The organism is Pseudonocardia autotrophica, from assembly GCF_003945385.1.
Lineage (GTDB): Bacteria > Actinomycetota > Actinomycetes > Mycobacteriales > Pseudonocardiaceae > Pseudonocardia > Pseudonocardia autotrophica.
On sequence record NZ_AP018920.1, the window covers coordinates 4,673,350 to 4,685,771 of the forward strand.

The window sequence follows — 12,422 nt, forward strand, 5'->3', positions numbered from 1 at the left end:
CCGAACCGGACAGCCGGCTCGACACGAACAACATCTCGACACCGGAAAAAATAACTACAGCATTCTTCGCCCGGCATCATCTCGAAAGGAAATCACAATGCGCGCATCTCGCACCATGGCCACCGTCGGACTCCTGGCGGCCCTCTCCCTCGGCCTCACCGCCTGTGGCGGCATGGGCGGCGACGAGCCGGCCGAGCCGGCCGCCTCCGCCCCGCCGGCGATGTCGTCGGCCCCGGCCGAGCCGGCCGCCGCCGACGGTGTCACCACCAACGACGACGTGTTCGGCCCGGCCTGCGGCCAGCTTCCGCAGGGCGACGAGCCCGGCTCGCTGAACGCGATGGGCCCGCAGCCGGTCGCCACCGCCGCGGGCAGCAACCCGCTGCTCAGCACCCTGGTGACCGCGGTCGGCGAGGTGCCCGGCCTGGCCGACACGCTGAACCAGCAGGAGGCCATCACCGTGTTCGCCCCGGCGAACCCGGCCTTCGAGGCGGTCCAGGAGCAGCTCGGTGAGGAGCAGTTCAACGCGCTGCTCGCCGACACCGAGCAGCTGCAGGGCCTGCTCTCCTACCACGTGACGCCGGAGCGTCTGGACGCCGAGGGCATCGTCGAGAAGGGCACGCTGACCGAGCTCGCCGGCGGCGACCTGACCATCGGCGGCACCGCTGACGCCCCGACCGTGACCGACGGCCAGGGCAACACCGCCGCCGTGCTCTGCGGCAACATCCCGACCTCGAACGCGACCGTGTTCGTGATCGACAAGGTGCTCATGCCCGCCAGCTGATCACCGGGTACACGGGGCGGGACCACGGGAATCTCCCGGGTCCCGCCCCGTCCTGTTGGAGGGCCCGGCGCGACGACCACGACTGATAGACACGTGGCGATATCCCCACACGAGAAGCAAGGGAGCTCCATCGTGGCCTTTCCGGGACTGCAGCACGTCGCGCTGACCGTCAGTGATCTCGATCGCAGCACCCGCTGGTACGCGGCGCTGTTCGGCACCGAGCCCGTCCTCGACGAGGACGAGGAGGGTGGCCGGTTCCACCACACCGTCTTCGCGCTGGACGGCGGCATGCTGTTCGGGCTGCACACCCACCAGGGCCGGGAGTCCGGCGAACCGTTCGACGAGCAGCGCACCGGCCTCGATCACGTCGGGTTCGCGGTCGGCTCGCACGCGGAGCTGGAGCGGTGGGCGCAGCGCCTGACCGAGCTCGGGATCGGCCACGACGGGATCAAGCGGGCGCACTACGGCAGCGGTATCTCGTTCCGCGATCCGGACAACATCGCACTGGAGTTCTTCACCGGACCGGACAGCTGATCATTCCCCGGACTCCGGCCGGCCGCTCGTGCCGCCGGTGCTGCCGATCGAAGAGTCCACCGGTCCGCGCCTTGCGTGCGGGGACCGGACGCGGTCGAATCATGCGGTGATGCGCACCCGGCTCGAGCCGTTCTGGCCCAGCCGCCGGGTCGTGCAGTTCGACGAGTTCTGTCGGTGGGCCGCGTAGCGACCCTCCGCACACCACGTGCCGGTGGGTCGCCGCGTGGCCGTCCCGTGCGTTTCCGCGCGGGTTCGACGCCCGCGCTCCCCCACTGCACAGGAGCACCCGTGTCCGTCACCGACGAACTGCTCGAGAACAACGCCCGCTATGCCGAGTCCTTCTCCGGCCCGTTCCCGCTGCCGCCGTCCCGCAAGCTCGCCGTGGTCGCCTGCATGGACGCCCGGATCGACGTCTATCGCGTCCTCGGTCTGCAGGAGGGCGAGTCGCACGTCATCCGCAACGCCGGCGGTGTGGTCACCGACGACGAGATCCGCTCGCTGGCGATCAGCCAGCGGCTCCTCGGGACCGAGGAGATCATCCTGATCCACCACACCGACTGCGGGATGCTGACCTTCACCGACGACGCCTTCAGGGCGTCGATCCAGGACGAGATCGGTATCAAGCCGGAGTGGGCCCCGGAGTCGTTCCGTGACCTCGGCGCCGATGTGCGGCAGTCGATCGCCCGCATCAAGGCGAACCCGTTCGTACCGAAGAAGGACTCGATCCGCGGGTTCGTGTTCGACGTCGCGACCGGCAAGCTCGACGAGGTCGGGTAGCCGCACCGGACATCGAGGGCCCGGCACCGGGAATGCGCGCCCGGTGCCGGGCCCTCGATGTCGGCCCTCGATGTCGGTCAGGCCGACCGCGGGATGCGGCGCAGCGCGTTGCGCGCCACCGCCAGCTGCTGGGCCACCTCGGCGGTGATCAGCTCGGCGTGCAGCGTGTCGGCGTCGTCGTGGGCCAGCGCCCGGTGCCGCCGGACGAGGGCCTCCAGGCCGTCGAGCAGCTGGGCACCGGGATCCACGGCGCGGGATCGGGTGGTGTGGTCGGTCGGAAGGGCACGGACGGGTGTGCTCACGGCGGTCTCCTGGGCTCTGCGGTGCGGTCGGGATGCGGTCGTCCGGCCGGGGCGACAGAGCGTGGTGTGGGTGCGACCGAAGTCGACGAACCGGCGCCGCGACGTGACGGTGCGGCTCACCGGGCAGATCACCGGACGGCTCACCGGGCGACCTCCGCCCGGCGGCCGGCGATCGCGGCCAGCAGCTCCCGGGTGTAGTCGTCGCGGGGGTCGTCGAACAGTTCGGCGGTCGGCCGCAGCTCGCGCAGCACCCCGTCCCGCAGCACCCCGGTGCGGTGCGCGACCCGGCGTACGACGGCCAGGTCGTGCGAGATGAACAGATAGGCCAGCCCGTCACGTTCCTGCAGCTCGGCGAGCAGCTCCAGGACCTGGGCCTGCACCGACACGTCCAGCGCCGACACCGGCTCGTCACAGACCACCAGGTCCGGCGACAGCGCCAGCGCCCTGGCGATCGCGACCCGCTGCCGCTGCCCACCGGACAACTCCGCGGGCCGGCGTTCGAGCAGCTCGGTGGGCAGCGCGACGCGGCCGATCAGCTCGGCCGCCCGGTCCGCCTGCTCGGCCGGGCTGCCCACGGAGAACGCCCGCAGCGGTTCGGTGACGATCTCGCGCACCCGCAACCGCGGGTCCAGCGAGGCGTACGGGTTCTGGTAGACCAGCTGGGCCCGGCGCCGCAGCCGCCGCCACGCCTCGCCGCGGACCCGGGTGACGTCCTCGCCGTCGATCAGGATCTCGCCCGATGTCGGGTCCTCGAGCCGCAGCAGCAGCCGCGCCGTCGTCGACTTGCCCGATCCGGACTCGCCGACCAGTGCGAGGGTCTCGCCGCGGGCGATACTGAACGACACCCCGTCCACCGCCCGGTGCGTGGGGCGCCGCCACTGCCCGCGCACCCGCGGCAGCGGAAACTCCTTCACCAGGTCCCGGACCTCCGCGATCGGGACCCCGGTGGGATCGACCGCGGGCCGCGGCGGCGGCGCGGTCACGGCCAGCCCGGGCGCCGCGGCCAGCAGCTCCCGGGTGTACTCCTCGGTCGCACCGGCCAGCAGCTCCGCCGCAGGCCCCTGCTCGACGATCAGCCCGTGCCGCATGACGACGATCCGGTCCGCCCGGTCGGCGGCCACCGCCAGATCGTGCGTGATCAGCAGCAGCGCGGTACCGGATCCGCGGCGCAGCGTGTCGAGATGGTCCAGGATCCGGCGGGCGACGGTCGCGTCCAGTGCGCTCGTCGGCTCGTCGGCGACGACCAGCGCCGGATCGGCGGCGATCGCGATCGCGATCAGCACCCGCTGGCGCATCCCGCCGGACAGCTCGTGCGGGTACTGCCCGGCGCGGGTCGCCGGATCGGTGAGCCCGGCCCGTTCCAGCAGCTCGACGGCCCGGGCGGCCGCCGAGCGCCGGTCGGCCAGGCCGTGCGTGCGCAACACCTCGGCGACCTGCTCGCCGACCCGCTGCACCGGGTTCAGGCCGACGCCCGGATCCTGCGGGACGAGGCCGATCCGGGCACCGCGCACGGCGCGGTACGCCTTCTCCGCCAGCCCGGTCAGCTCACCGGTGCCGGACAGCGCGATCGACCCGCCGGTGACCGAGCCGTTCTCCGGGAGCAGCCCGAGCACCGCCTGGGCCAGCGTCGACTTGCCGGACCCGGACTCGCCGACGATCGCGACGACCTCGCCCGGGGCCACGTCGAGATCGATCCCGCGCACGGCGTGCACCGGCCCCGCCGAACCGCGGTAGGTGATCTCCAGGTCGCGGACCGACAACAGCTGCCCGGTCATGCCGATCGCCTCCACTCGCCGTCCAGGGCCCGCGAGATCCGGTTCACCGACAGCACGGTCGCCGCGATCACCAGGCCGGGCATCGCGCACATCCACCAGGCGACGGCCAGGTAGTTGCGGCCGTCGGCGACCAACGAACCCCACTCCGACGCCGGTGGCGGCGCACCGTAGCCGAGGAACGACAGCGCCGAGATCGCAAGGATCGCCAGCCCGAACTCCAGCACGGCGAGCACCGCGACCGGTCCGGCCGCGTTCGGCAGCACGTGCCGCAGCAACGTCACGTGAGCGCGGGTGCCCACCGCCCGGGCGGCCTCCACGTAGAGCGAACGGCGCACCCGCAGCGTCTCGGCGCGCATCACCCTGGCGAAGCTCGCCACGCTGGCGATGCCGACCGCGATCGCCACCTTCACCGTGCCGAAGCCCAGCGCGGTGATCAGGGCCAGTGACAGCAGGATCGCCGGGATCGCGAGCAGCACGTCCACGACGCGCATCAGGATCTCGTCCACCCAGCCACCGGCGAACCCGGCGACCAGGCCGATCAGGCCACCGGCGATCAGCGCGACGGCCACCGCGATCACGGTCGCCTGCAACGACAGCGACGCCCCGTGCACGACCCGGGTCCACACGTCCCGGCCCAGGTGGTCGGTACCGAACCAGTGCCCGGGGCCGGGCGGGAGCATCCGGTCCGCGGTGTCGCCGATCGCCGGGTCCCCGGGGGCGAGCAGCCCCGGGACGACCGCGGCCGTCAGCACCAGCAGCACGATCGCGATCGCCGCGACCAGTCCGGGCCGGGCACGCAGGAACCGGCCGAACCGGGCGGGACCACCACCGTGCCGCCCGGCCCGGCCGGTTCCGCCGCGGCCGCCGGAGCCGGGGCGGGCCGCGGGATCGGGGGCGCCGCGTGCGGCGCGGTCCAGCAGCTCGGTCATGACGCACCTCCGTGCGGGAACGGGGTTGCCAGGCTCACCGGAGTCACCGGGCACCTGCGGTGACGGCGACCCTCGGATCGAGCAGCGGGTAGGCGAGATCGACGAGCAGGTTGACCACGACGAACGTCAGCGCGGCGAACAGCACGACGCCCTGCACGACCGGGATGTCCTGCACCCCGACCGAGGCAACCGTGAGCCGGCCCAGACCGGGCCGGGTGAACACCGTCTCGACGACGACGGCTCCGGCGAGCACGTTGCCCACCACGTAGCCGAGCACCGTCAGCGCGGGTATGACGGCGTTGCCGAGCGCGTGTCGCAGGTGCACCGCGGCCGGGCCGACCCCCTTGGCCCGCGCGGTGGTGACGAACGGCGCCTCCAGGGTCTGGCCGAGGCTCTTCGCCAGCACCTGGGCGATCAGCGCACCGGTCGGCAGGCCGAGCGTGATCGCCGGGAGCACCAGCGCGGCGACTCCCCGGTCACCGACCGACGGGAGCCAGCCGAGCCGGAACGAGAACAGCTGCACCAGCATCAGCCCGATCCAGAACACCGGCAGCGACACCGCCAGCGACGGCAGCCCGGCCAGCACCTGACGCAGCCACGGGCGGCGGGTCCAGGTCGCGGCGACGGCGACGGCGGTGCCGCCGACGATCGCCACCAGCAGCGCCGCCCCCGCCATCTGCAGGGTCGGGGGCAGCGCCTCGGCGATCGCCGACCGGACGGGCTGCCCGGTGGCGAACGAGGTCCCGAGATCGCCCTGCACCGCGGCCAGCAGCTTCGTCACGTACTGGACGATCAGCGGCTGGTCGAGCCCGTAGCGGGCGCGCAGCTCGTCCAGCTCGGCCGGGCCGAGCTGCTCGCCGTCCCCGGCCCCGGCGGCCATGGTGGCCACCGGGTCGCCGGGGAGCAGGTAGAGCACGACGAACGACACCGTCCACGCCGCCCATGCGACGACGGCGGCCAGGCCGAGCCGGCGCAGCAGATACGGGGTGTTCATGCCGCCTCCGCGGGAAAAAGCACGTCGGCGGTACTCATGCCGCCTCCGCGGGAAAAAGCACGTCGGCGGTACTCATCCGGACTTCCAGGTGTCGTGCAGCTGGATCCGCGACGACGCGTCGAAGGCGACGTCGTGCGCCGTCGGGCCGACACCGAGCACTGTGGTCAGCTCGACCACCGGCACGTTGTGCCTGCCCTCGGCGAGCAGCCGCTGCGCCGTCCCGGCCAGCTCGGCACGCCGGGCCTCGTCGGTGGTGGCGGCCTGGCCGGCCAGCGCGTCGTCGAGCGGGCTCGGCGGGAGCCGGTAGTAGTTGTTCCCGCCGGTCCAGTACTGCGACCGGAGAATGTCCGGGTCAGCCCGGGTCAGGTTGCCCCACAGGGCGACGAAGTCGCCGTTCTGCTGGATGACCGGGGACTCGGAGATCTGCACCTCGCGCAGCTGCAGGTCGATCCCGATCCGGCGCAGCTGCTGCTGGATCAGCTCCAGCGACGGCTTGGCGGTCGCGATGTTCTGCGCGAAGGTCAGCGGCAGGGTGAGCGGCCGGCCGTCCTTGACCCGGATGCCGTCCGGCCCGGGCACCCAGCCCGCGGCGTCCAGTGCGGCGGTGGCCGCCGCCGCGTCGTGCTCGATCAGCGCGGACTGATCGGCGTAGCCCGGCGTGGTCGAGGACAGCGAGCTGGTCGCCGCGACGGTCTGCGTCGGGTGCACGGCGGTCACCAGCTCGGCCCGGTCGATGCCCCGCGACACGGCCTCGCGGACCGCGGCGTCGGCGCCCAGCGGGGTCTCGTGGTTGAAGCTGATCCCGAACGGGATGCCCGGGTTCGGCCGGGCCGCCAGCTCGACACCGGCGGCGGTCAGCGGCGCCTCGTCCTGCTGCCCGACGCTGGCGATCGCGTCGATCTCGCCGGACTGCAGGCTGCCCGAGCGCACACCGGACTCCGGGACGACCCGGAACTCGGCACGATCGAGATAGGCCTCGCCGGGCCGGGTGAACAGCGACGAGCCCCAGTCGTAGCCGGCGCGCTTCGCCAGGACGGTGACGTCGTCCTTCACGTACGACTCGAGGGTGAACGGCCCGGAGCCGATCACTCCGGCGCAGCGCTCCTCATCGGTCCCGGCGACGCTCGCCGGGGAGAGCAGGCCCAGGCTGTGCGTCGAGGTGCCCTGCAGGAACTGCACGTTCGGCTGCTCGAAGCGCACGGTGAACTCGGTCGGGCTCGCGACGTCGGTACCCGCGTACCCGGCGAGGTAGCCCTTCGGCAGGACCCCGCGGGCGCCGAGCTCGGGGATCCGGTCGAAGTTGGCCTGCACCGCCTCGGCGTCGACCGGGGTGCCGTCGGAGAAGGTCGCCCCCTCGCGCAGGGTGAACGTCCAGGCGGTCGCGTCGTCGTCGGAGGACCACTCGGTGGCCAGCCACGGGACGATCTCGCCGGTCTCCGGGTCCTGGTCGGTGAGCGAGTCGACGACCTGGCGCAGCGAGTAGATCGAGTCGTTCGACGCCACCTGCTGCGGATCGGCGCAGCCCTGGTCGGAGGAGACCGCGAACACCAGCGTCCCGCCGGGCCGCGGCTCCCCGGCGGCCGCGCCGGCGGCACCGGAGCCGCAGGCGGTCAGGGTCAGCGCGGTGGCCGCGAGCAGCACCGCGCCGCGGCCTGCGGGGAGCCCGGGCAGCGGCACCCGCCACGGGAACGACGGACGGCGCAGCTTCACGACGCCACCGCCGCGCGCCGCCCGGAGTTCCGGCGCTCACCGAACCGGGCGGGCGGTGCGAGGCCGAGGTTCTCGCGCAGTGTGCCGCCGTCGTAGCCGGTCCGGAACACGCCGCGCTCCTGCAGGATCGGCACCACCCGCTCGACGATCTCGTCGAGCCCGGACGGAGTGACGTGCGATCCGAGGATGAAGCCGTCGCTCGCGTCGGACTGCACGTAGCGGTCGATCTCGTCGGCGACGTGCTCCGGGGTGCCGACGAACACCGCCCGGTCGAAGACGTGCTTCACGGTCTCACGCAGGCTGAACCCGTTGGCCGCGGCGATCTCCCGCCAGGCGGCCGCGGTGGCGTGCGGATCCTGGGTGAGCGGGGCCCGGCCCTCGATCCAGCGCGGCGCCTCCGGGGTGGGGTCGACGTCGGGCAGCGGGCCGTCCGGGTCGTAGGACGACAGGTCCCGATTCCACACCATCTCGGCGAGCACGATCGAGGTCCACGGGTCCACCTGCAGGTCGTGGATGTGCTCGTGCCGCTCCCGGGCCTCGGCGTCGGTGTCCCCCAGCACGACGCCCGCGCTCGGCAGGATCCGGACCTCGTGCGGGTCGCGCCCGGCCCGGCGGACCCGGGCCTTGACGTCGTCGTAGAAGGCGCGGGCCTCGTCGAACCTCTGGTACCGGGAGAAGATCGCGTCCGCGTTCGCCGCGGCGAAGTCCCGCCCGGCCGGCGACTCGCCGGCCTGCAGGATCACCGGGTGACCCTGCGGGCTGCGCGGCGTGCTGAACCGGCCCGCGATGTCGAACTGGTTGCCCGACAGCGCGAAGTCGCCCACCCGGGCGTCGGACAGGAACTCCCCGGAGGCCTGGTCGGCGACGACCGCGCCGGATCCCCAGGAATCCCACAGCGCGCGGACCGCGGCGAGCGTCTCGCCGGCGCGCTCGTAACGCTGATGGTGCCCGAGGTAGGCGCCGCGCCGGAAGTTCTCCCCGGTCGGGGCGTCCGAGCTGGTCACGACGTTCCAGGCGGCCCGCCCACCGGACAGGATGTCCAGCGTCGCGAACTTGCGGGCCAGCTCGTAGGGCTCGTTGTAGGTGGAGTTGATCGTCCCGGCGAGCCCGATGTGCTCGGTCACCGCGGCCAGCGCGGCGAGCACCGTGAAGGTGTCCGGGCGGCCGACGACGTCCTGATCGAAGATCTCGCCGCCGCGGGTGCGCAGCCGCAGGCCCTCGGCGAGGAACAACAGGTCGAGGCCGCCACGCTCGGCGGTGCGGGCCCACTGCTCGAACGACTCCCACGCGATGTGGCTGCCGGAGGCGGGATCGCTCCACACCGTGTCGTGGTTGACGCCCGGGAAGTAGGCACCCAGGACGATCTGCTTGCGGGTCATGCGGGGCTCCCGGTGGTGGTCGGGGCGGGCACGGGGGCGAGCCCCGGGAGGAGTGCCGGGACGGTCGCGCTGCCGGACCGCGGCGCGTACCGGCTGGTGGGACGGGGTAGCCCGAAGCGTTCGCGCAGACCGGTCTCGGCGTAGCCGGTGCGGAACGCGCCGCGCCGCTGCAGCTCGGGAACCAGACCGTCGACGATCGCGTCGAGATCGGTGGGCAGCACGGCCGGGCGGAGCCGGTAGCCGTCGAGCCCGGCGGCCCGCCAGTCGAGCAGCCGGTCGGCGAGCCCGGCCGGGGTGGTGGCGACGACGAGCGCGTCGCTGGAGAGCGGATCACGGGCGTCGAGCCGGGCCAGCCGGTCCCGCGCGCCCGCCTCGGTGCCGGCGAGCACGACGACGAGATCGGCGAGGATCCGCAGCGGCGGCGCGGTGCGGCCGGCGGCCCGCTCCGCGGTGCGGACCTGGTCCACCACCCGGGCGGCGTCGTCTGCGTCGTGCGGGGTGGTGAACACGACGTCGCCGACCCGCGCGGCGAGCAGCGACGGCTCGTAGCCGTGCGACAGCGACGCCACCAGCGGCTGGCCCTGCGGCGGCCGCGGCACGATCGACGGGCCGCGCACGGCGAAGTGCGCGGCCTCGACGTCGACGGTGTGCAGCCGGTCCCGGTCGACGAACCGGCCGGTGAGCGCGTCCCGGATCTCGGCGCCGTCCTCCCAGGAGTCCCACAGCCGGCGCACCGTGTCGACCACCTCGGCGGCCTCGCCGAACAGTTCGGCGACCAGCGCCCGGCCCCGCGGGGTGTCCAGCTCGGACCGGCCGACCGCGGGGATCTGCCTGCGGCCGAAGTGCGCGGCCTCGTCGGCGCGCACCGAGGTCTGCACCCGCCAGCCGGCCCGGCCGTGCGAGTCGTGATCGAGCGTGGCCAGCGCCGATGCGACGTGGAACGGCTCGGTGTGTGTGGTGGTGACGGTCGGGACCAGCCCGATCCGCGAGGTCAGCGGCGCGAGGAAGGCCGCGACCAGCGAGGCGTCGAGCCTGCCCTGGACCCGGTCGGTGCGCCGCTCGGGCTCGGCGAGGTGATCGCCGGACTGCAGGCCGAGGCCGTCCTCGATGGTGATCAGGTCGAGCAGGCCACGCTCGGCGGTGCGGGCCAGCTGCACCCAGTGCCGGGCGGTGAACAGCTCGCCGGGGCGGGTACCCGGCTCGCGCCAGGCGGCGGGGTGCCAGCCGGTGCCGTCGAACGCGACCGCCAGGTGCAGCGGCGACGCGGGCGGGACAGAGGTGTCCGGTGCGGACATCGGGGCATCGCTTCCTCGCCGCGCGTCGACGCGCGGCGGAACGTGTGTGAGAGGTGGGAGGCGGGGACGCGCTCAGCCGCGACAGGCCGCGCTGGTGACCCGCCGCAGATCGACGTGCCTGCGGTACCGCGGGTGGTGCGCGCCGCGCACCCGATCCGCCACCGACCGCATGATCCCCTCCATCGTGCCCGGCAGGAGCACCCGCACCCGCGTGCTGCGGGGGGTTGCTGCGGCGTCGTCGAGCCAGGTCTCTCGGCCGCTCCGGATGGTGTCCGCCATCGACTCTAAGGAGTCCGGCCACCGCCGTGTCAACCCGCGCGCACCCGGAGTGACCTGCGACGCGTGCGGAATAATCCGGCCGTCCCGAGCTACGGACACCCGGTCGCCGGATCCGGGTGATGTTGTCCGGACAGGGTGTCCCGTTTCCTGGCCGGTGGACCGAGGGTTGTCCGGAGAGGTGACCGCACCGCACCCTGTCCGGGTGACGACGTGCCAGGGACGGCCATCGCGTCCCGGTCCGCGTCTCCGGGGCGTGCTCGAGGCTCCGGACACCACGACGCGGGGCGATCGACCCATCGCTGCGCGATCCCGCGCGCGGCACCGCACGATCCCCGTCCGCCCGACCGGCCTCGAGCCGTTCTGGCCCAGCCGGCGTGCACCGGCCTTCAGCGAGCACTGTCGCTGATCCTCCGCCGGGGGACCCCGTCTCCCCGGCCGCCGGCCCGACCGGCTCCCCCGGTGTGCCCTGATCCCGGCACATCCCGACCCCCGGCGACCGCACCGGGCGTCTCCCGTCCGCGCCCGATTCCACCGGCGCGGGCCCCACCACGGAAGGACCACGTCCCGATGCCCCCGCACGTCCTGCGCTCCGGTTCCCGGAGGCGCACCGCCGCCGTCCTCGTCGCACTGCTCGCCACCGTCGGCGTACTGGCCGGCTGCTCCCGCGCCGAGGAGCGAGGCGGCGCCGCCGCCTCGGGCGAGACCTCCCCCGCCGCCGAGGTCCGCCTCGGCTACTTCCCGAACATCACCCACGCCCCGGCGCTGATCTCGGTCGAGAACGGCCTGTTCGCCGAGGAGCTCGGCGACACCGCGCTCACCCCGCAGACCTTCAACGCCGGCCCGGACCAGGTCGCAGCGCTGCTCGGCGGCTCGATCGACGTGGCCTTCATCGGTTCCGGCCCGGCGATCAACGCGTTCTCCCGTTCCGGCGGCGAGGCGGTCCGCCTGGTCGCGGGCTCCACCTCGGCCGGTGCGCAGCTGGTGACCACCCCGGACATCACCACCCCCGAGCAGCTCAAGGGCAAGACGATCGCGACACCGCAGCTGGGCAACACCCAGGACGTCGCGCTGAAGACCTGGCTGAAGGAGAACAACCTCCCGATCGGCGACGGGCCGGACGCGGTGACCGTGCAGAACATCGAGAACCCGCGCACCCTCGACCTGTTCAAGCAGGGCGCGGTCGCCGGCGGCTGGCTGCCCGAGCCGTGGAGCTCGCGCCTGGTCGACGCCGGCGCCTCGGTCTTCCTGGACGAGCGGACCCTCTGGCCGGACGGCGAGTTCCCGACCACGGTGATCATCGTCCGGACCGAGTTCCTGCAGCAGCACCCGGAGACCGTCGAGGCGATCCTGCGCGCCGAGCAGCGGGCGATCGAGTTCATCCGCGAGCAGCCCGAGCAGGCCCGCACCGTCTCCAACCAGGCGATCCAGGAGATCACCGGGAACGCGCTGTCCGAGCCGGTGCTCGACCGGGCCTTCGGCGAGCTGACCTTCGACACCGATCCGCTGGCCGGTACCTGGCCACAGCTGGCCGACGACGCCGTGACCGCGGAGATCGCCGAGTCCGCCGCCGATCTCACCGGTTTCCTCGACCCGACCGCGATCAACGCCGTCCGTGCGGCCGCCGGCGAGCCCGCGATCGACCCGGCCGGGCTCGACGCGAGCTGACG

General features: G+C 73.5%; 12 protein-coding genes and 1 riboswitch. Of the genes, 4 read left to right on the plus strand and 8 right to left on the minus strand.

Features of this window, described 5'->3' with window-relative positions; translation table 11 throughout:
- Positions 1-97: 97 nt before the first annotated feature.
- The 3 genes from Pdca_RS21845 to Pdca_RS21855 all read left to right on the plus strand — a co-directional run bounded on the left by Pdca_RS21845 (position 98) and on the right by Pdca_RS21855 (position 2,092).
- On the plus strand, positions 98-781 hold the full coding sequence (locus tag Pdca_RS21845) for a fasciclin domain-containing protein (RefSeq protein ID WP_085914639.1): 684 nt from the start codon (positions 98-100) through the stop codon (positions 779-781).
- A gap of 132 nt (positions 782-913) precedes the next feature.
- Positions 914-1,315: a VOC family protein gene (locus tag Pdca_RS21850; protein ID WP_197719794.1), complete on the plus strand. Its 402-nt coding sequence runs from the start codon at positions 914-916 to the stop codon at positions 1,313-1,315.
- Between the two features lie 288 nt (positions 1,316-1,603).
- Positions 1,604-2,092, plus strand: coding sequence for a beta-class carbonic anhydrase (locus Pdca_RS21855; protein ID WP_085914638.1), 489 nt, complete (start codon positions 1,604-1,606; stop codon positions 2,090-2,092).
- Positions 2,093-2,169: 77 nt separating this feature from the next.
- On the opposite strand, the gene Pdca_RS21860 is transcribed toward Pdca_RS21855, so the two are convergent.
- The 8 genes from Pdca_RS21860 to Pdca_RS37810 all read right to left on the minus strand — a co-directional run bounded on the left by Pdca_RS21860 (position 2,170) and on the right by Pdca_RS37810 (position 10,647).
- Positions 2,170-2,394, minus strand: coding sequence for a hypothetical protein (locus tag Pdca_RS21860; protein WP_125911510.1), 225 nt, complete (start codon positions 2,392-2,394; stop codon positions 2,170-2,172).
- A gap of 140 nt (positions 2,395-2,534) precedes the next feature.
- A complete protein-coding gene (locus tag Pdca_RS21865; RefSeq protein WP_085914684.1) occupies positions 2,535-4,169 on the minus strand; it encodes a dipeptide ABC transporter ATP-binding protein in 1,635 nt (544 codons plus the stop codon).
- Positions 4,166-5,098, minus strand: coding sequence for an ABC transporter permease (locus Pdca_RS21870; protein WP_085914636.1), 933 nt, complete (start codon positions 5,096-5,098; stop codon positions 4,166-4,168). The genes Pdca_RS21865 and Pdca_RS21870 overlap by 4 nt, the downstream gene beginning before the upstream one ends.
- Positions 5,099-5,141: 43 nt before the next feature.
- Positions 5,142-6,092: an ABC transporter permease gene (locus Pdca_RS21875; RefSeq protein WP_085914635.1), complete on the minus strand. Its 951-nt coding sequence runs from the start codon at positions 6,090-6,092 to the stop codon at positions 5,142-5,144.
- Between the two features lie 72 nt (positions 6,093-6,164).
- A complete protein-coding gene (locus Pdca_RS21880; protein WP_232021110.1) occupies positions 6,165-7,802 on the minus strand; it encodes an ABC transporter substrate-binding protein in 1,638 nt (545 codons plus the stop codon).
- Positions 7,799-9,181 carry an NtaA/DmoA family FMN-dependent monooxygenase gene (locus Pdca_RS21885; RefSeq protein ID WP_085914634.1) on the minus strand — a complete coding sequence of 461 codons (1,383 nt, stop codon included), beginning with the start codon at positions 9,179-9,181 and terminating at the stop codon, positions 7,799-7,801. The genes Pdca_RS21880 and Pdca_RS21885 overlap by 4 nt, the downstream gene beginning before the upstream one ends.
- On the minus strand, positions 9,178-10,476 hold the full coding sequence (locus Pdca_RS21890) for an LLM class flavin-dependent oxidoreductase (RefSeq protein WP_085914633.1): 1,299 nt from the start codon (positions 10,474-10,476) through the stop codon (positions 9,178-9,180). Before Pdca_RS21890 ends, Pdca_RS21885 begins: the two co-directional genes overlap by 4 nt.
- Positions 10,477-10,548: 72 nt before the next feature.
- The gene (locus Pdca_RS37810) at positions 10,549-10,647 is read right to left on the minus strand and encodes a putative leader peptide (protein ID WP_331852678.1); all 99 of its coding nucleotides are present in this window, start codon (positions 10,645-10,647) and stop codon (positions 10,549-10,551) included.
- 5 nt (positions 10,648-10,652) lie between these two features.
- Positions 10,653-10,748, minus strand: a riboswitch (SAM riboswitch).
- A 574-nt stretch (positions 10,749-11,322) separates the two neighbouring features.
- Between Pdca_RS37810 and Pdca_RS21900 the strand changes: the two genes are divergently transcribed.
- Positions 11,323-12,420, plus strand: coding sequence for an ABC transporter substrate-binding protein (locus tag Pdca_RS21900; protein ID WP_085914631.1), 1,098 nt, complete (start codon positions 11,323-11,325; stop codon positions 12,418-12,420).
- Positions 12,421-12,422 lie beyond the last annotated feature (2 nt).